Origin of the sequence: Mycoplasma anserisalpingitidis (genome assembly GCF_007858495.1) — a bacterium.
GTDB classification, from domain to species: domain Bacteria; phylum Bacillota_I; class Bacilli_A; order Mycoplasmatales; family Metamycoplasmataceae; genus Mycoplasmopsis; species Mycoplasmopsis anserisalpingitidis_A.
Window position 1 is genome coordinate 689,055 of sequence record NZ_CP041663.1, and the last position, 22,175, is coordinate 711,229.

Annotated in this window: 13 protein-coding genes; all 13 read right to left on the minus strand. The window is 24.6% G+C overall.

What is annotated here, in order from left to right; translation table 4 throughout:
• Positions 1 to 58: 58 nt before the first annotated feature.
• A complete protein-coding gene (locus FOY43_RS02865) occupies positions 59 to 946 on the minus strand; it encodes an ABC transporter ATP-binding protein (protein WP_146309032.1) in 888 nt (295 codons plus the stop codon).
• A complete protein-coding gene (locus FOY43_RS02870) occupies positions 946 to 8,661 on the minus strand; it encodes an ABC transporter permease (protein WP_146309033.1) in 7,716 nt (2,571 codons plus the stop codon). The genes FOY43_RS02865 and FOY43_RS02870 overlap by 1 nt, the downstream gene beginning before the upstream one ends.
• Positions 8,662 to 8,754: 93 nt before the next feature.
• Positions 8,755 to 10,743, minus strand: coding sequence for an ATP-dependent zinc metalloprotease FtsH (gene ftsH / locus FOY43_RS02875; RefSeq protein ID WP_146309034.1), 1,989 nt, complete (start codon positions 10,741 to 10,743; stop codon positions 8,755 to 8,757).
• A gap of 49 nt (positions 10,744 to 10,792) precedes the next feature.
• A complete protein-coding gene (gene tilS / locus FOY43_RS02880) occupies positions 10,793 to 11,686 on the minus strand; it encodes a tRNA lysidine(34) synthetase TilS (protein ID WP_146309035.1) in 894 nt (297 codons plus the stop codon).
• The gene (gene pth / locus FOY43_RS02885; protein WP_146309036.1) at positions 11,664 to 12,248 is read right to left on the minus strand and encodes an aminoacyl-tRNA hydrolase; all 585 of its coding nucleotides are present in this window, start codon (positions 12,246 to 12,248) and stop codon (positions 11,664 to 11,666) included. The genes tilS and pth overlap by 23 nt, the downstream gene beginning before the upstream one ends.
• Positions 12,249 to 12,325: 77 nt before the next feature.
• A complete protein-coding gene (locus FOY43_RS02890; RefSeq protein ID WP_146309037.1) occupies positions 12,326 to 12,589 on the minus strand; it encodes a DUF4177 domain-containing protein in 264 nt (87 codons plus the stop codon).
• A gap of 19 nt (positions 12,590 to 12,608) precedes the next feature.
• Positions 12,609 to 13,415 carry an alpha/beta fold hydrolase gene (locus FOY43_RS02895; protein WP_146309038.1) on the minus strand — a complete coding sequence of 269 codons (807 nt, stop codon included), beginning with the start codon at positions 13,413 to 13,415 and terminating at the stop codon, positions 12,609 to 12,611.
• Positions 13,415 to 14,395: a lipoate--protein ligase gene (locus FOY43_RS02900; protein WP_146309039.1), complete on the minus strand. Its 981-nt coding sequence runs from the start codon at positions 14,393 to 14,395 to the stop codon at positions 13,415 to 13,417. Before FOY43_RS02900 ends, FOY43_RS02895 begins: the two co-directional genes overlap by 1 nt.
• A 107-nt stretch (positions 14,396 to 14,502) precedes the next feature.
• Positions 14,503 to 14,973 (minus strand): signal peptidase I, encoded by a 471-nt coding sequence (gene lepB, locus FOY43_RS02905; protein ID WP_146309040.1) that lies wholly within the window; start codon positions 14,971 to 14,973, stop codon positions 14,503 to 14,505.
• 158 nt (positions 14,974 to 15,131) lie between these two features.
• Entirely contained in the window at positions 15,132 to 16,763 is a 1,632-nt protein-coding gene (locus FOY43_RS02910) for a hypothetical protein (protein WP_146309041.1), read from the minus strand.
• A gap of 232 nt (positions 16,764 to 16,995) precedes the next feature.
• On the minus strand, positions 16,996 to 19,167 hold the full coding sequence (locus tag FOY43_RS02915) for an ABC transporter ATP-binding protein (protein WP_146309042.1): 2,172 nt from the start codon (positions 19,165 to 19,167) through the stop codon (positions 16,996 to 16,998).
• Positions 19,145 to 19,783: a hypothetical protein gene (locus FOY43_RS02920; RefSeq protein ID WP_146309043.1), complete on the minus strand. Its 639-nt coding sequence runs from the start codon at positions 19,781 to 19,783 to the stop codon at positions 19,145 to 19,147. Before FOY43_RS02920 ends, FOY43_RS02915 begins: the two co-directional genes overlap by 23 nt.
• A 199-nt stretch (positions 19,784 to 19,982) precedes the next feature.
• A complete protein-coding gene (locus FOY43_RS02925) occupies positions 19,983 to 22,118 on the minus strand; it encodes an ATP-binding cassette domain-containing protein (protein ID WP_146309044.1) in 2,136 nt (711 codons plus the stop codon).
• Positions 22,119 to 22,175: the final 57 nt, after the last annotated feature.

A 22,175-nucleotide genomic window follows, 5' to 3' on the forward strand; every position in this document is an offset into this window, starting at 1 on the left:
TTTTTCTATTGCAAATAAGTTTAATTAAACAAAAACACAACCATTGTTGTGCTTAGTTTTATAATTGTTTTAATTGACTTGGATGTATTTTATTTGCATTTCTCTTATCACTGGTGATTTTACCATTTTCAACTCTAATAATTCTATCTGCAATTGGCATCATTGAAGGGTTATGTGACACCATTACAATTGTTGTTCCTTCATTTTGGTTAATATCATATAAATTTGAAAGCACAATTCTCGTGGTATTTTCATCAAGAGCTCCAGTTGGCTCATCAGCAAAAATTAATTCTGCGTTTTTAGCTAAAGCTCTTAAGATAGAGATACGTTGTTGTTGACCACCAGACATTTGAGCAGGGTATTTATCTTTAACTTCATAAATCTCATATTGTTTAAAAAGTTCATTAATATCTTTTTGTTTTTCTTTATTTTTTTGAAGATAAAGTCCAGTTTCAACATTATCATAACCAGTTAGATTTTCTAGTAAATTATAATTTTGGAAAATAAATGAAACATGTTTTCGTCTGAATAAAGTTAATTGATTATCACTTAAATAAGGCAAATTATTGTCACAAACAATAACATCACCATGACTAGGGCGGTCTAGACCACTAATTAAATTTAATAAAGTACTTTTCCCTGAACCGGATTTACCATAAATTATGATGAATTCACCTTTTTTAATCTCTAAATCAACTTCATTCAGAACTTTGGTTACAGTATTACCAGAAAGATAATATTTACTAACTTTTTGTACTTCAATAATGTTATTGTTGCTATTTTTCTTATTTTTATTTGCATCTTTTTTGCGTTTAGAATTAGTTGCTTTGTTAAGAAGCTTAGCAACTTTATTACTTACAACATATTCTTTATCTTTAATTTCTGTATTAATATAATCGAAGACGTTATTTTTGGTAACTTTTAATTTTTTCTTAAAATTAAACATTATTTTCCTTTCAATAATTCCACTGGTTTAATGCTGTTTATGTGTTTTCATGAAGCAAACGTTGTTGCTGCAAAAACACCAAAAACAATTATTAATGTATAAATAACTTGCATAACTCCTAATTTTATTGGCACTGCAATAGCCGCTATTTGAATTAGTAAATTACTAAATATGTTGATAATAATTAGTGAAAATGGGATAGCAATTAAGGTTGAAATAATAATAAATGGAATAAATATTGAGAAAAACATTGTAATCTTTTCTTTTTGACTATATCCTAGAATTGATCAAATTGCTATATTTTTCTTGTTTTCATTAATTAAAATGTGTGAAATTATTACGATAATTGTCATTGTAATAATTAAACCTAAACTAATAATAATTGTTGATAAACTTTCCATATTACTTGAAATTGATTTGGTAAATGAAACTTCTATATCTTTAGATTCCAATGAAGAAGCTGTAGACATGTATAATCAACCATCAAAAATTGCTGAATATTTATCAATTGAAGTTTCAGGATTGCTTCTTAAGTTGTTAAATACAGTTTCATAATTGTTTGATGAACCTGAACTTAGAAACATAGCTACATCTTCTTTTGAATTTCCTGAAGTTATCATAACTCCTTTTTCACCAAATAAGTTATCATAAATTTCTTGTTTTTCTTTTAAGTCAAGATTATTAACATCATAAGTTGAAAGACCTGCTCAATAACCAGAAGGAGAATAAAGAGATGTGGAACCTAAAATTTGAGTAGCTTTATCAGAAGAAGAAAGAATTCCATTAAATGGTTGCTCATATCTAAATTTCATTTTATCTAGTCCAGTAATTCTATCTGCATCATTTTTAGAGATAACAAATTCTTGATTAATGTAAGTTTCACTAATTCCAATAATCTTAAATTTATAAGTTGTCGAAGGTTTACTATAGTTAGAATTTATAGATTCATTTATTTTATAGGTATATCTATCAATATGATTCAATACACTTAAATCAATTATAGAATCAATACCTAAATTAAATTTCTTAGAACTTACGTGGTTAATTACAAGAGGAATGTATCTATCATCTTTAAAATTATTTAATTTTTCAATTAAATCTTCACCGCTAGAATTTGTAATTTTGACTAATTTAGAATTTTTATCGTACCCGTAAAGTTTAATTGATTCATTGTTTATTTCACTTGAAACATAAGTGTATTTCTCATCATATTTTTCATCAAAATAAATTCCACCAAATGAAATTAAGAAATCTTCCAATTCTTTTTCTTTAATTTTATTATATGCATTAACTAAAAATTCTCTATATTCTTCTCTTAAATTTTTTGTTGTTATTTGTTTAATATCGTATTCTTTGGTTTTGCTATTTCATTCATAGTACATGAATTTTGAATCAGTAATTACAGTTTTATTTGGTATATAGTGGAAGAAGTTTAATTCTTTAGTTGTTTTTTCAAAATTCACTTGTCCTTCATCATTAATAACTAATCCTTCTTGAGTTAACTCAAGTTCTTTACCAATTTTATCTCTAATTAAATTAATTCTTGATTTTTGTGAATCTGGCATTGAATTGTATGCAATTGATCAAGGATCAACAGCAATCCCTGAATCAACCTTAATATTAACTGAGAATTGTGAAAGTATGTGTGATGTAAACTCATCTGGTTCACCATTTTTGCCACCATAATTAATTATTGAAGAGTAACCAGGTCTAAAATAATCTGCATAATTTCTTTTTAATTCTATTCCTTCACCTAGAGGCACATAAATCGACTTATCCAAATCTTTAATGTCAAATGGATGAATTGCTCCTCCTTGAGTAGTTGGAGTTTCTAAATCATATTTAAATTTGTAATGTCTATTTTGGTAAGTTTTTTGGATTGATTTATCAAATACATTGAAGGTAGATAATCCAAATATTACAGTAATTCCAGTAAGGATTATACTTAATGCAAATGACATTAATTTTCAGAAGCTATTGAATAATAATGAACCACTAAATCTAACTTTAACATTATTTTTCTTAAGTAACTGTTGGAATTTCTTTTGTTTTTGACCGATTTTAATTTCAGTTATACCAGACATTAAATCAATTGGTTTATAACGCAATGAAATTAGTGAAATTAACACAATTAATATTGACATTCCAATAAATGGAACAATAATTGTTAAAGCAAAACTTAAGAATGAGAATTTATATGGACTAGGTGGTAATGTTCAATAAGAGCTAAAAATCTTTCCAATTGGTTCTTGGAGAATGAATCCAATAATATAACCTGATATACCACCAATTAATGCTGTAAACATGGCAAAAACAGTAAATGAAAGTGATAGTTGCAATGTTGAATAGCCCTGTGCTACCAAGATACCAATAACCTTATTTTTATTATTAATATATCTTCTAATAATAAAGACAATTGAAGTTGAAACTAAAACTAATAGAACTGTAAGAATGATATTTGAAACATTTTGGATTGAACTTATTAAACCTGATAGAATACTTACTCTAAGAGCTCTTTCAGGGTTGATTGGATCGGTTTCGGTTGCTTCATAAACCCTTTTTATTGCGGTACTTCCACTTTCTAAATTATTATTAACAATATTGGTTACTTGCTCTTTTAATTCAGAAGTTTTCATTTCATCAGGTGTTTTGATCAATAAATATTCTTTAACCACATTGCCTTGGTATGCGAATCTTACTCTATCAAAACCATTTTCATTAACATAAATTAATGCTTGATTTTTTGTATCAACTTGGATGTTGTTTTCATCAATTACTGGGTATAAATAGTCAGCAGTAATATCTTCACCAATGATAATAAATTTGATTCCGTTAACATCAACCAAGAATTTTGAATCAAGAGAATTAATTAACCTCTCTATTTCCGTCGGTGTTTCAGGTATTTTGCCTTCATAAATAGCCTTATTATTATTTATTAAAAATGAGTAATTTACCTTAGCGACATATGAACTTGTATCATTGAATTTAATAACATTTTCATCATATGATTCAACAGTAATTGAATTAAGAATGTCTAAAAATAGTTTGGTAATATCAATATCGAAGAATGTGAATTGACCTATAAATTCTGACATTTTAATATTTAAAGTATTATCAATAACTAAATCAATTTCACTCTCGTGCTCAATCAAAGTATTTAACGGTTTTTCATTTTTAAATAGTAGTGAAAATGTATCTGAATTGGTTTTAACTAATTCTTCTAAGTTTACTATTTTATTTTGAATGAATCAAGCTAAGTTACCTAAAGAGTCTTGATTTATTTCGCTATTTGAGTTTTCTGTGAACAACCAAATCAATAATTCTGGTGTTAAATTTCTTAAAATTGGATCCAATAAAACTGAATTTATACCAAAAAGAGTAGTAATTTCACTTTTTTCTTCATTTTCAAAAATAACCTTAAAAATATCTTTGTTATTATAAAGTTCATCTTTTACTAAATCGCCATTGATTAAGTTTCTGATGATTTGAGTTAATAACGCTTCACCATTTTGTTTGTAATATTTATCAGATGAAGCGATGTAACTAAACATTCTAGTTATTTCTTTTTTGTTTTCTAAAATGAATGACTTAAATTTAATATTATCATTAATGAAATTATTTAAATTAGCATTAGATAACATACCATTTTCTTCATTAAAGAATAATTCAATCATCCCATTTAAGTCTACAATAGAACGTGAAACAGAAAAATCAGCACTTTCAGGTAATGGTATATTCGAAAGGGTTGGTTTTAATAATTTTTTATCATTAAAGTATTCAATAATTTCTCTTCTATTCGCAAAACTTAGTAAATTATTTGCAAATTTGATTTTTTCGTTTCTAGAATAAATATTCTCATCTAACATGAAAATTTCAAATCATAATTTGAATAAATTTAATCCATCTAAACCATAACTAAATTCTGTTGTTGCATTATATGGAATGATTTTATTTAATAATCCGCTGATAATTGCTCAATAAGTATTCGAATCCTCATGATCAATTCCTAAACCGAAATTGTAATTTACTAAATATCTAGAAAGGTTCGCTACGTTCATCTCGTTTGAGAAATTAACTTTATTTCTATCGAGCTTAATCATTTGAATAACTTGATTGAATTTTGTCGAAAATTCGCTAAATTGATCTTTGTTAGTTACACTATATTTTTCTAGAAATTCTTTTTCTAAATAGTTTAATTCTTTTGTTGAGCTAAAGTTGTTTGGAATTTTTTCAAAAATCACAATATCTTTTTCAAAATTACGTAATTTGGGGGAATTTACATTAGCCGAATTGAAAAGTTTAATCAAATCAAAGAAATCTAATTTTTCATCGTCTGATGAAGGAATTAATAATTTATTATTTTCATCGATATTAATAATAGTATTCTTTGATGAAATATTAAATCCTTCAATTATTAAGTTTTTAATCAATTTATTTGAACCAGGTATTGAAAATAATGCTTTTAATGCTGATTTTAATATATCCGAAGTCTTGAATGAGTAAATAGCATAGTTACGCTTAGTTGTTTCATATTCTTCTAAACTTTTGTTATATGTCACTAATTCATCAGTAATTTTGTATATATTCAAATTTTTTCTAAGTTCTGATGAAAAAATATTAAAGTCGAATATTTCTAAAATTTGAGCAATCATTAATTTGAAATTATTGAATTTTGTTGGATCTTCAGGGTCAAAAATTTTTGTTTCAGAAAAAATTGATTTAACAATCTCTTTAATATTTTCAGGTAATAAATCGAGAATTCTATTTAAAAATACATTATTTTCTTTATTAACAAACATATTTTCATCTAGATTATTCAACATGTTTACCAAGGCATTTTTAACAGTTGTTTGGTTTAATGACTCTAATAAATATAGAATTATTTGGGATGAACTTAATTTAACATTTAATTTTTCGTTATCAACATTTACTAATTTATTATGTTCACCACTATTATAAAATTCCATAATCTTGCTTGTAAAACTTTTGAAATCAAACGAAAGGATTATATTAGTTAGGGAATCTAAAACTATTTTAGGATCTTTAGATAAATTGACCAATTCTGATGCACTAAAATATTTCTCAAAATTTAGTCCAAAAAATTGATTGGCAAAGCTGAATAAATTGTTAATTTGTGTTGTTAAATATTTTTTCTGTTCATTTATGGTTTCGAAATTATTTATTTTTAGTTTTATATTATTAAATATTCCATTAATAATTACAGATAAATAATCACCATTCCTTGTCTGAGTAAGGTTATAAATTAAGGAAAAAATTGTTTTAGGTAGTGTTTCAGTATTTGCTTTTCCAGTAAATAATTTGTATAACTCATTGTCATTTAGTGCTTGTTTTAGAGATTCCATAAATACAGACATAGATTCTTTTGATATATAACCTTGACGTACTAAATCACTATCTAAAAGAATTTTTTCAATTGAACTAGTAAAAATATTTAAAGTTTGTTTATTTAATGCTTCATCGACAATATCCGCATTAGGAACAACATATCCTAAAGGCAACGATATTGTATTTTTGAATAAATCGTCACTTTTAGCTCATCCATTTGGATTAATGTATGAAGTTCTTAAAGTTCAATTTTGACTAATCATTAAATCGATAATATCACTATCGTTTCAATAAATAGAATTATGATTATTAAAGACAACATTTTTTCAAATGATCTCATCATTAACTTTTGTTTGTCTAACAACAACAATTTTGTTCGAATCTGATGCAAAACCGTATCCATTAAATTTATTAACATCTATCTCTTCTTTATCGAAATTTGTAAATTTAAAAATCTTTGTGCTTATTTTTTTAAAATCACCATTATTTGGATTGAAAATTTCAACATTTCCTATTTCGTTATCTATAATTAAATAATTTGGGTTAATATTAAAACCTTGATTTAGATATTTTACCAATAAACCTGAAACATAAGATGGTAGTTGTTTGCTTTTAAAAAATTTATCCTGACCATCGTTTATAAAGTTGATCGATGTTTTTTGATAAAACTCATTGTATAGTTTTCCAACATTTAATTTAACACCGTTAACAACATTGTTTTCATCACCAATATTAATGAAGTTAAATGAGTTTTTTCTATTATTTTTTTGATCAACTGCATCAACAGTTAATGTTTGTCTATAACCTATGTTTGATTCTTTTACTATCTCAGCCACTTTAGTTATTAATCTTTTTTTAGTAATTACTAATGAACCGTTTTTTATACGATTAAAAGTATCATCTTTAATATTTTGATTGTTTATATTAGTTAATTCATCATAAATTTTTTCTTCAGAAATACCTTCAATATCCTTAATTGTTTTTGTTCCTGAATAACTAAATTTTTCGTAATTTATTGATTGATTTTGTAAATTTTCAGGAGCTATCATTAGTTTTAGATCTAAATCTTCTTTAGAAATTTTTGAAGTTAAATCAGATGTTTTAATTGTCTTGATATAGTTTCCGTTTTCATCAAAGAAATCTGTCAAAATTTCATCTTTTTTTTGCCAAAAAGAAAAGTCTTTTAAATATTTGGGTATTTCTAAATTATTTTTACTTATTTGATCATCGATATAAGTTTTATAATCACCTGTTCATTTTTCTCTGTTGGTTTCATCATATGTGATTGTATAATTTCATCTATTAAAATAAGAATATATGTTGTTTTTAGTAACTCATTGTTTCGGTAGATTAAATTTTATGTTTTGAGGAAAATTAAACAATACTTGTTGTTTAAATTCTGAAATATTATTTTTATTCAAATCACCAAACAAAATTGAATTATTAATTATAAAATTTTTAATTCTATTTTCTTCAGTATTCGAATAAATACCTTTGTTTATTAATTTAGTTAAGTCAGAAGTAAAAATATGATTGTTATTGCTATATTCTTCAAATCCAAGAAATGAAGTTAATTCTTTAGTTTCGACTTTATATGCTTGATTTAAGTTATCTCATTTTTTACCTTTAATAAAATCAAATGTTGCTTCAAGTGTATTAATGTTTATGAATAATGTTGAAAATTCAGAAGCTATCAATGAATTATCATCCTTAACTATTATTTTCGCAATATCATTCAATGTATAAATTTTGTCTAAATAAATATTTGAGTCTGAGTTAATTTTTTGTGTTTTTGTAAATATATTGAATTTATCATTCTCTTTATAAAATAGGTCAAAATTATATTCATCATTAAATAAAATTGTTTTTGAGTTTTCAGAAATGTCAAATAAAATTTTATTTTGAGTTTTATTATTGTAGAAAATATTAAAAAATTTAGATAAGTCATCTTTTTTGATATATAAATTTTTATAGTGTTCAGATAACTCTTTAAAAATAGAAAGATTAATATAATCATTATCTTCATTTAATAGCGAAACGCCATACTCAACTTTTAAATAATTAGAATCATCAAAATATATGATTGGCTCATTATAATCAGTTGGTATAATAACACTATTTTGATCGTTTCCATTTATATAGTAACCATTATTATAAGCACTACCGTTTGAAGGAATGTTTAAATCAAGTGTTAAATCATGTAGTTTAGATATTTTAAGTCTTTCATTATATTCATTTGTCATTGAATTTGTTATATCACTAGTGAAAGTAAAAACTGATGAAGATAAAAATACAAGAATAGTTAAACCTGTAATAGTAACTTTATTTTTAGAAAGTGATCTAAGTGTTTCTTTAAATAAATTCTTCATAATTCTCCTATTTATAAATTTAAATAATTATAAAGATTTTTGAAGAAATTACCCTTTTTATAGAAATAAAAATTACGGAAATCCGTAATTCTCTTATTCTTCTACACTTTTTATTAAATCATCAATACTTACTTTTTCATCTTTGCTCTCAACAATTTCATCTTCAGGATCTTCAGGTAATTTAAGATTCTTGGCAATATAATCGATTTCTTCAGAAACAATAGTTTCTTTTTGTAGTAATCTCTCTTTAATGAGTTCTAATAACTCTCTGTTTTCTTGAATTGTTTTTGTAGCTAATTCTAAAGCATTGCTAATTATTTTTCTTACTTCTAAGTCTATTTCATGTCCGATTTTTGAACTATAGTTGCTGTTTGTTGCTAATGTTCTTCCTAGGAATGGACTACCCTCGTCATTTTCATACTTAACTGGTCCAAGATCACTCATACCATATTGTGTAACCATTTTTCTAGCAATATTAGTAGCTCTATCAATATCACTACCAGCACCAGTAGAAATGTTCTCTTGTCCATAAACAATAGATTCAGCAGCACGACCACCCATGTAACTTGCGATAGTAGCAAGCAACTCACTTTTAGTCATGTTATATTTTTCTTCCTCAGGAATAATTAAGTTATAACCACCGGCATCACCACGAGGAACTATAGTAATTTTTTGAACTTTACTTGCTGAAGGAACTTTAATACCAACGACAGCATGTCCAGCTTCATGATATGCAACCATAGTTTGTTCTTCTTTTGTAATAACTCTAGTTTTTTTAGCTGGTCCTGACATTACACGGTCAATAGCTTCATCAAGAATCGCCAATGTTATTTTATTTGAGTTTTCTCTTACAGATAATAATGTCGCTTCATTAATAACATTTTCTAATTGAGCACCAGAATATCCTGGCGTTCTTTTAGCAATATTTTTAAAATCAACATTTGTATCAAATCTTTTGCCTTTTGCATGTAATTTTAAGATCTCTTCACGTTCTTTAACATTTGGTAATCCAACAGTAATAGTTCTGTCAAATCTACCTGGACGAGTTAAAGCAGGATCAAGAACATCAACACGGTTTGTTGCGGCGATGTATAAGATACCGGCATTCGATTCCATCCCATCCATTTCAACAAGCAATTGATTCAATGTTTGCTCACGTTCATCATGACCACCACCAATACCACTTCCTCTTGTTCTACCGATTGCATCTAATTCATCGATAAAAATAATAGCAGCTGGATTTTTTCTAGCTTCAGCAACAACTTGTCTAACTCTTTTTGCTCCAAGACCAACAAACATTTCTACAAAACTTGATGCTGAAATGTAATAAAAAGGAACATTCGCTTCACCAGCAGTTGCTTTAGCAATAAGTGTTTTACCTGTACCTGGAGGACCACCTAATAAAATACCATGAGGCATCCTTGCACCAGAGTCTTTATATTTTTTAGGATTTTTTAAATAATCTACAATTTCTTTAATTTCTTCAATAGGTTCCTGATTACCAGCAACATCTTTAAATTTTTTGTCAGAAATAATTTTTTGGGCTGGACTTTTATCGCCAAGAATTCCAGAACCACCTGCTCCAGAATTCATTTTAAACATTGATCAAATCGAAAACCCAACTATACCAACTATTAATATAGTTGGTAAAAGTGCAATAAATCAACCAACAATTGTAGGAGTTTGTTTTGGAACTGCTTGACTTATATCAAAAGTTTTATTTGATGCTTCGTAAAGTAAATCAGTAAAACTTAAACCGTTAAAATTATGACCGTTAAAAATACTAATGTAACTTTGAAGAGCTCCACCGGCTCTATAATGTAACTCCACACCATCTTTAATGTATGTTCAAGTGGTTAAATTTGTAGATGGATCATAAACAATATTTTTAATTTTGTTTTTATCACTAACACCAACACGAACAATTTCTTCAAGATGTTTTATTAATTCACCAAAAGTTGAATCTCTGTAAGCTGAAAACTTTAGTAAATCCAATAGAATTCATGCAGCAATCCCTAAAAGAAGTATTGCTAATATACTGTAACCTCAGATTTTTCTTTGGTTTGGTTTATTATTTTTCATTCTTTCCTTTCTTTAATATAGTATTTTAAAATTATACTTTAATGTTAAATTAATTTAAATATAACTTTCCTTTTATTTTAATGATGAAAACATCATTTTTTAGTTTATATTTGCTTGTTCTATTATCAGATAAAATGAAGTCAATTATTGAATTAATCTTCATTTTAGTTAGGTTAATTTCTTTATAATTTTCATTAATATATTTATAAATCAAACTATCTTTAAATCTTAAATTTTTAAAATATTCTTGATCAAATTGTTTTTCCTTTCATAACTTATAAAATTTATTAACTTTGTTATCTTTCTTTATACAAAGTTTTTGCTTCACTTTAATATGTCAAACAATTAAATTCTTTACAAAAAAAGGAAAATTTGAAAACTTTAAACGAATTTTATTTCTCTCATACTTAGGTAGTTCATTTGTGAAATCAACCGCATATTTAATATTTTTTTTATCACATAAAACTTTAATTTGTTTCTTAAAATATTTATATAAAAGCGGTCTATAAATATGCATACTATAAATAAAATTACTTTCTTTTATTCCACAAGAAAATTTATTCTTGTTTTGTTTTTTATGTAAAAAATAAGTTTCTATTAAATCATCTTTATGGTGTGCTACTAATAAATAATCTGCATCTATTTTTTTGTAAATTTCTTCAAAAAATAAATACCGTTGTTTGCGTGCTCAATCTTGAAAATTGTTTTTAACATAATCTGATTTGTTTAATATTAATTTATGAAGATTAATATTTTTATTACTGCAAAAATCACTTACTATTTTTTCATCCTTTCAGCTATCTTCACGCTGATTATAGTTCACAAATGCTACATCAATATCAAGATCTAACTTATTACATAAATATAACAAAAACATGCTATCAGGACCACCACTAACAGCAATTAATAATTTATTATTTTTAAGTTGTTTTAGACTGTTCATCTAACCTCTTTTTTAACTTACCATTAAAAGAGTTCATTACAGTCGTGATGTCGTTGAAAGCGAATGAAATAGCAGCATCTGCAGCTAAATTAAGCACTGGTTCTAAGAATAATAATTCTTCACTACTAAAGCGTCCAAGAACATGATCTTTTAGTTCTTTATTTGGATTTTGTCCAATTCCAATTCTAATTCTTTTATAGTTTGGATTTCCTAATCTTTGAGTTATGTTTTTTATACCATTATGTCCAGCGTCACTACCGCCAATTTTGATTGATGCCTGTCCTACTTTGAAGTCTTTTTCGTCGTGTATAACTAAAACGTCATCTCAAGAAATTTTGAAGAACGAACAAAGATTAGCAACAAAATCACCTGAATTATTCATATAAGTTAATGGCTTAGCTATAATTAAATCATCAACTTTGACAAATTCACCATTTGCTCTACTCTTATTTAGTGAAACGTTTAATTTTTCACAAATTTTATCAATAACCATAAACCCTGCGTTATGTCTTGTTAATTCATATTCTTTACCAGGGTTTCCTAAACCAACAATTAATCTCATATTATTATTAATAATACCATTTTAAAAATGTTTTATTATTCAATTTAATAATAAAAATCATGCCATAGGCATGAAAATTATCTTATATCATTTCTTTCAAAAACCATTGTTGCTTGAATTCTATCTCCACCCAACAATCCTTTACTTGAGCTATTTACAGTAGAAATAGTATGTAGTCTATATCCTTTTGCTGCTTGTGTATTTATAACTTCTTCTAAATCGCTTAAGTTGCCTGAACCTGTACCAAGGAATTTTTCTTTTAATGTCACTTGAATAACAACATAAGGTAAATTTTGTCCTGAAGCGGTTGAAAATGTTGAATAATCTGAATAATCTGCCATAAAAACCTCCAATATAATTTTATATTTTTTTGTCTTTTAATATTTGCAAAATTTTATTTTTAACATCATCAAATCCTTCATAAATTGTTGCGTGTCCACAATTATTTATCATTTCTAAATTAATATACTTATTATCTAAAACCACTTGTTTTAAGTCATTAATAGGTACAAACTTGTCTTCAATTCCACTTATAATTGAATAGTTTTTTTGAGTGAATAATTTTTTAATTGAATTATTATATTCTTTATTTAATATTTGATTTTTAACCATATATTCAAAATTATTTAGCCTTTGTCTTGAAATCGTTTCAAAACTTATCGCACGTCTTTCAGCTGCATTTTTGACTAATTCACTTGGATTGTAAAATAATGATGTGTAAGATTCATAAATATTATCAAAAGTTCTAGGTAATAATCTATTGAGCATTATTTCAACATGATTATGATTATTTGCTATTAAATAATTAAAAGGAGCTATTAATAAACAATATTTAACATTTTTATTTTTTTTAAGCGCATGCAGCGCTGATGCAGAGCCCAAAGAGTGAGAAACAATAAATACATCTTTATCACTAAAGTTTTTGTTTATAAATTCTTCAACTAAATTTTGGTAATCTTCAATTTTTAATTCATTATTGTAAACTGATTGTCCACATCCAGGAAAATCTATAGCTACAGAATTATATTCATTTGAATTAAAAAGTTTTATGAATGTTCGATAACTGTCTGCAAAACCATGCAAGAAAAGTACAATTGGTTTATTATTTTGAATTTCCTCAACATAATAATTTATTTCAAAATTGTTTATTTTATCTCTTAAAAGCATTATCCAAAAATCAATTCTAAAATTTCATTAATTTGTAGAGTTCCGAAATATTCTTCAAATTTAATCGATGTTAGTACATTAGTAACGGCATCTTTTGAATAATCTAAACCAATAAAGTTATCTATAATTTCATTAACGTCCAATTTACTTAAAAAATCACCCTCAAAAACGATTTCTTTGAATTTGTTGTTTTCTATGTTGTATTTTATTTTTAAAATACCACCTGGGAATTTTTTAGCATTTGATGCTTGAAAATCGGCATTTTTGTTGTAAAGTCATTCATTAGATTTTTTGAATTCAATCATCTCTTTTAGTTTGTTTTCATATTTTGCATATGGAATTTCTGCAATTTCACCATCTCCATTTTTAACAAAATGTTCCATTAACTTTTCTATAAACTCTTCAACTTTCATTGAATAATTAAGTTCTTTTGCTATGTTTGTTACCCGTTGTCGAATTGATTGAATACCTTTTGATTCTAATTTTAATTTTGAGGGATTTAATGCATTAGATAATTTTGTTAAATCCACATCAAATAATAAAGTTCCATGAGATACTATTCTATTTCCTTTAATAAATTGTGCATTACCACTTATTTTAGCTCCATTACATAAAATATCATTTCTACCATGGAATTCTGCATTTAACCCCAGTGAATTTAAAAAACTAATAATTGGTTTTAAAAATTTTTCATATCCTGCCTGCTTATTGTAATCAGTAATAAATGAGAAATTAATGTTTCCTAAATCGTGGTAAACAGCTCCACCACCACTAATTCTTCTTGCTAATTCTATTTTATTTTCTTCAATATAATCTTTTTTTATTTCTTCATAAGCATTTTGATTTCTTCCGATAATTACAGCGTTATCATGTTGATAAATTAAAAAGATATCACCAGTCATTTCTGGGTCGCTTGTAATTAATTCTTCTATGCTTAAAGTTGTGTAAGGGTTAGTTGATTTTATTCTAAATATTTTCATATTTTTATTATATTACAAGTCAATTTTGAGTTGAAATAAAAAAATACAGAATTAATCTGTATTGTAAAATGTAAGTTAATAAATCTTCATTGTAGGGTTAATCAATATTAAATTAATAGTTTACCTATCATTGATTCTCTTGTTAAAAAACCAAAATTTAAGCTATCATTACTTTTAGATAAATTTGTTCCTAAAACAAAATATGAATTATTTGGAACAATAATATTAATTTCATCGGTTATAAAATTATCAGTAATAAAATAATTAGTTATGTCTTGATTGTTTAGCAAAATTTTATTATTTGATAAGAATATATGATCACCACTTAATCCTACCAATTTTTTAACTATTAATGAGCCGTTTTTGTTAATTAATACATCGTCTAAATTTGTAAAATTATTAGTTTTTATAACTAGATGAAGGCTATCATTTTTGTAATGAGGCAACATTGAAACACCATCAATTTTAATAATTATAAATTTAGCAAAAAAGACAGATATTAGTATGATGAAAATTATGATTAAAAAAACACTTAATAAAATTATTTTTTTGTTTTTGTGATTTTGGAAGATATTCATACTTATTTATTCCTTTTCTCAATGTTTAATTTTTTTCGTTTGTTGTTATCAATGCCACAACCTGTGAGTATCATATACTTGTAGAACAAAAGTTCACAGCATTTTATCACTTTTGTTTCTAGTTTAATTACTATGTCTTTTTATTTATATTAATAATGTTAAATACTGTTTTTAAAATATATTTCTATGGCTTTGTCTGAATTTTCAGGAATAATATTGATAAACATATCATCATAATAATTTAATACATCTGAAAATTCTGTGCTTAAATTTAACATTTTCATGTTTTCTTTCAATTCATAAAATGTTGATAATTCAATAGTACTTTTGGTAAAGGATTCTTTGTTTTTTAACACTTTATCTTTTAATTCATCATATTTATTAGAACCCACCAATTTAGCAATAAACATTAAATTTACTACATGATCAATGGACATATTATTAGTATTTAAATTAAAATTATCAATATTTTCGTCTACTAGTTCAAGCTGTTCATTGTAAATGTATGTTGTTTCATTCTCGTTAGCCAAAATATTTAATGATTTTAATGCATATAAATATGCTGTATTTGAACGGTTATATTTCATTCAATCATTTAATTTTTCAATAATTTTTGATAAATTCATACTTAAAAAGTTTTTATCATATTTGTAAATTATTTTTATGTAAAAATACATCTCAACTAAATTTTTTATGTTTTGATAGTCATTATTATTAATTAATTCATTAATATTGTTTTCTATTGAATTAGATATTTTAGAATAATAAATTTCGCTATTTTTAGTTATACATAAACTAAAATATATATTTAATGATGAGAATGTATATCATGAATATAATCAATTTTGATTATTTTTCATATACTTAATTAGTAAATCATTTGATTTTCCGTCATTAAATGAAATCATATAATCATAAATTCAATTTGGATATTTTTCAAGAAGTGTAATTTCTGACATTTGGGAAAGTTTTTCTTTTAAAATATTTTCTCAATTATCATTATAAAAAAACTTTAAAATAATTTCAGAATAATGTAAATCTGTATTAATTAATATATCGATTTTTTGATCAAGTCATTTTTTAATCTCATCAGTTTTTAATTTGACATTACTTTTTGAATTAATAATAGTATATAAACATTCTATAATAACCCAATCATCTGTTTTATCTAAATTAAAATTATTCAAAACATACTCAGCATAACGTGCAAAATTATATTTGTCTTTAAATTTATCAATATGTTTATCTATAAAAAAATTATAAATTCTAGATGACATTGTTACAATATAATCTAAATTAGTCTCAGAATAAGGAAAAAATTCAAAAACACACAATTCATAATTTCAAAATTTTTCTATGTTCCTATCAAGTTTATATAAATTCAACTTATTGTTTTCTTCAGATAAATACAAAGACTTTATAAAATCAGTATCATAGCTATATGTTTCAAAATTAACGGTATTAATCAGTTCACTGATTTCGTTATTTAATCAATTATTATCTAAATTCAATAGCTTTGAAAGTTTATTAAATTCATATAATGTGTCTAATGATGATACTTCTTTTGTGTTATATATATTTATAAAACCTTTATTTTTGACTAATTTAGATTCAATTAAATCATCATATATATCAGTATTAAGTGGTTCTACGATCATAAATGGTAATGAATTAATTGTTCTTTTAGTCTTAATTTTTTTACTAACTAAAATTACTGTTGGAATAGAAATAAACAATGTTCCAAGAATTAAACTTGAAATCAATAAATATTTTTTATATATTTTTTTCATTTTTCCTTTCTGATTTTATTTTAATAAATTTTGATATAAATATATTATTTTTGGGTTTAAAAATCACGGGTATAGATCAAAAATAAAATAAAACAAAATTTGTTAATACATTCAAACGCTTTGATTCAATATATTTAATTCTTTATAATAAGCGATGAGTATTTCATTTTTATGGATCTTACAAAATAATCAAATAAATATAAAAATACAGAGCAATTCTGTATTTTAGGCATTAACCCCTTAATAAAAGTAAGCTTTTTTTAAAAAAAGTACTAAGGGAAATTGATGTATATATAAAAATGGTAAGACTAAAAATTATTATCCATGTAATCAAGGTTTTTGCATATACCTCAGTGACAATAGGTGTTATTTTAGCAAAACTATTCATATTTGAATATAGTAAAAATTGAATGGGTTGAACAAAAATTAAGGAAACAATTAATGTTAATATCATTAATAAAACGATAATTGATATATGGTACATTAAACTTTGAAAAGGTTTAGCACCATAGACTTTTAATATTCCAATTATTTTACGTTTTGAATGGATACTCATAAAGCTAAAAACAGTTATGAAGAGCAATGACAATAAAGCTAAAGCAAAAGAAATATAGGCTAAAATAATTGATGTAGAATTTTGACTACTTACAATTTTAGCGATAGCTTCATCCGTGTAATTAATAATCCTATATCCTTCTTTTTCTAACTCTTCTATTTTGTTTTTGTCATCTGTATAAATATTAATAGACTTGAATACATTTTCATTTTTTATATTATATAAATCATTGGAAATCATTATTTCGTCACTATCGTTTTCGTATATCCCGACAACCTTTACGTAAAAACCTCTATAAATTCCACCAATATTAAAATATTCGTTTAAATATTTTTTATCCCCATAAACATTGCTGGATGGAATTAAAATTTCATCATAGTTTTCTATATATCTACCATTTAAAATTTTGATATTATCATTTTGAGGTAAGACTTTTTGTATCTTAGTCGAGTCGAATGAGGGTGTTGGTTTCCCATTCAAGGTGATATTTTCAAGATAAACATCTTTACTAAATATTTTTGCAATATCATAACTTCAATTAAACGAAACATTTTTATTTAAATATGTGTAATAAATATCTCTAATATTAATATTTTCATTAATTCCAATTATTGTAAATTCTTGTTTAATTTCTTCATCATTTTTTGATATAAGTATTTCAAATTTCTTACCTATAGGATCTTCTATTTTTAATTTATCTACAATATCTTTTCCTAAAATAATTTCATTATCATTTAAAAATGGAATTTTTTTATTTGAATTAATTCAAATATTATTTGATAAATATTCACCATTATCCACAAAAAATATATCTTCAAGAAACGTTTTTTCACCATTAATATAATAATATGGAATTCGTGTTATGTAATTTTGTGAAATGTAATCAAAGCCTTTATCATTAATATGTTCTAAGTCATAGCTGGTGATATAACTTGAGTGGTGTTTTGTTTCAACTTCGTAAATATTTTGCTCAATTTGATTTTTATACGATGAATTTATATTAAAAGTTTTTTGTGTTAAGTTAACAGCTGTACTTGTTGATATGCATGTTGTTACAAATGTTAAAAGTACTAATAAAAATAGTAATCATTTTCTCTTAAAATCAGATCAAGTTAAACTTAAAATTGGTTTATATTTGCTAAATTTTGTCTTATGACTTTTAACATTAACGACTGGTTTTTTGTCCACTGACGGTAATTTATTTTCCATCATCATTTTTGTTTCCATATCAAAGATATAATCACCATATTTTTTTGCAGATTCAAGATCGTGGGAAACTACAATAATAGTTTTAGAATCTTTTAATTTTGAAAGTAAATTAAAGATCTCATCACTATTTTTAGCATCTAAATTTCCAGTTGGTTCATCACAAAGTAAAATGTCAGATCCTCTAGATAATGAACGTATGATCGCAATCCTTTGCTTTTCTCCACCACTTAGTTTTGACACTTTTTTATTTAAAGTTTTTTTGGAAATATTAAGCACTTTTGCGATTTCATATATATCAGATACATTAACTTCCCTGTTTATAATTTGATTTGAAATTAAAATATTTTGTAAACCACTTAAATTTTCAATTAGATTAAAATTTTGAAAAACATAATCTATCTTTATTTCTTCTTTTTTATTTTCAAAATCTACTTCGTTATTATCAAATAATATCTCGCCAGAATCACATTTTTCCAACCCACCTATGATATTAAGCAAAGTTGACTTACCACAACCTGACCTACCTGTAATAAAAATTAATTTATTTTTCTTAAATTCTGCATTTAAATTTTTTATTACATATTTGTCTTCATATTTTTTACTTAAGTTTTTAATATTAATCAAAATGCGAACCTTCAAAACTATTATAAATATTTTTATTTATAGAACTAACTTCGGTATCTACCGAAACATAATATGAATTATTCAATTTAAAAAGCGTTCTAACATTTACGGAACCATCAATTCAACTTGAGAATCTGGCAGAAACATTATATTCATTTTTTATTCGTTCACTACTTGTTGTTGTAAGTGTTTCTTGATAACTTTTATCAGATTTTGATATTGAAACCGAACCACCTAAAGAAGCATTTACTCCACTTGTTCCGGCACTTATCCCTCCTGAAAAAGTCGCTCCATTAATTCCTCAGTAATCGATTCAATAATTGGTTGTCATAGCAATGTAAGGGATTTGGTATGGTTTCTTATCTTTTACAACATTAGATCACGATTTTCCATCTCAATGCGCTTTATCAGGAACAAATCAATTGTGCGATACTTTCACAGTTCCTTCATTTGCAACAAATAAATCTAATCCATTAACGCGTTTATATGCATATTTATTAGTAGAAATATTAGAAGTATCCACAGTTCAAGCTTTAGCTTCTTTTGAATTTAACTCAATTGCCACTACGGTTGGTGCACCAATTGCAACGACTGTAGATGAAAATAATAAGCCTTTTATAATTTTTTTCATTCTTTCTCCATCAAATATTTTTATTTACTTACATAAGTATCAAAAAATGTTCAGTATTACTTACATATTTTATCAATACAAATACATAAGGAAGAAATGCAAGAATATAAAATTTCATTTGATTTATTTCAAAAATAAAAAAACACTATTTAACGTATATTAATGTTTTTTAAGATTTTTATATTCTTTTCTTCTAGAATTATTTTAATAAATTTGAAGTTTTTTCATTAAATTTTTTGAAAGAAATTATAGTATAAATTAGTATAGAAAGAATAGTTAATGAAATTCAGGTAATCGATACCACTTTGAAATTGTAAACTCAATCAATGTTAACTTGAAACTCCATAAGTTGTATATAACCAGAAACCCATAAATGAATTGGATAATAAAGTGAAAAACTTATTATACCTGCTATTAATAAAATTACAATAAGAGATGTTATATGATATAACATGCATACAAAAGTTTTGGCTCCTAGTACTTTAAATATTCCTATTTCTTTAGTTTTAGAATCATTTAACATTTTTCCGGTTATAATCAAAATCAAGAACGATATTAAAGAAATTGATAAAGAAACATATTTAAGAGTTGTATGAAGTCCTAAAGAATTTTGTAATATTTTTTCTAAAAATTGGGTTGATGGTTTGAAAATCTCATATAAGTAATTAATATTTTGAATTTTTTTATTTATTTCTGAGTCATCGCTATAAATTTTTAAAAAATTAGGTTGTGCTTTATTAATATTTTTTATGAATTCATCTGATCCTGCTATTGCTTTTTTTTCGTATTCGAAAACTCCAACAACTTTAACATAAGTGTTTTTATTTTCCGTTTGCAATAAATACTCAAAATTTAATTTAATATTAGAATTGTAGATCGATGATGAAATTAATATTTCACTACTACTATTAACTTTTCTACCATCTATAATTTTTAAGTCATTATCATTTATTAAATTTGTAAATTTTACCTGTGTCTTTTTATTATCAACATTGTAATTTAATATGTAACTTTCATTATCAAAAAAATTATCTTCAACTAATTTTAATTTAGTATTAGGATTTATAAAACTTAGTATAAATTTATTATCCGTAGTTCTTAAATAATTTATGTCAACAACGTTAAATTCATAATTATAAATGTTGATTTTGTTTCCTATTATTTCCTCTGGTTTTATTTTAAATTTATCTAATATATTACCACTTAATATAATTTCATTTTCTTTCAAAAATTTAATTTCTTTGTTTGAATATGTTTGAACTTCATTTCTTTTCGACTCGATATTATCATAACCTTCAATTTCTAAATTATTTATTACTGTTTTTTTATCATTATAACTAACTAAATAATATTGCTCATTAAATTTGTATTCTTCTACAACTCTATTTACATTAAAATTATTAGTTATGTTTTCAATTTCTTCTTTAGTAAATACTGCTTTATTTTTCTTAACTAAGTTAAATTGATCTAAATTAGCTTTATTAACATTAGATTGCACCATATTTTCATTGATATGTATTAAATTATTTGAAGTTGAAATAAGTAAAGTAGAAAAAACAAATGATAATATTAGTAAAATAAATAATACAAATTTCTTTTTGTAATCCGATCATACTAATTTTAGTGTTGGTTTTAATTTTGAATTTTTTATTTTAACTTCAATTTTATTATTGATTAATGTATTTTGTATTTCGTTGACTTCGTTATTTATTAAAACATTTTTTTCTAAATCATAAATATAATCACCATAACGTTTAGCTGATTTGACATCATGAGTAATTATAATTATTGTTTTACTAGACTTTAAACTAGATAAAATCTTAAAAACTTCATCACTATTATTTTGATCTAAATTCCCAGTTGGTTCGTCACATAAAATAATTTCAGAATCTCTAGTTATTGATCTTAAAATTGCTATTCTTTGTTTTTGACCACCGCTTAATTTACTTACTTCTTTATTCAATATTTCCTCAGAAATATCTAATTTTTTAGCTAATTCTACTATTTCAGTTTTAGCTATATCCCTATTAATTATTTGATTAGCGATTAAAATATTATCCATCGCTGAGATATTTTCAACTAAATTATAACTTTGAAAAACACAGTCGATTTTGTTATTTTTCAAGTATTCTTTAAGTTTTATTTTTTCATCTCCAATATAAATTTCGCCAGAATCTGAATTTTCAATCCCTAAAATTAAATTCAATAGTGTTGTTTTGCCACTACCTGATCTACCGGTAATGAAGATCATCCTATTTTTAGGAAATCTTAAATTTAAATTCTCAAAGATAACTTGATCATTAAATTTCTTACTTATATTTTCTAATTCAATCAAAATTTCTCCTTTTAATATAAATTATTTTAAATCATAAAAATAAAAAAGACGTATATT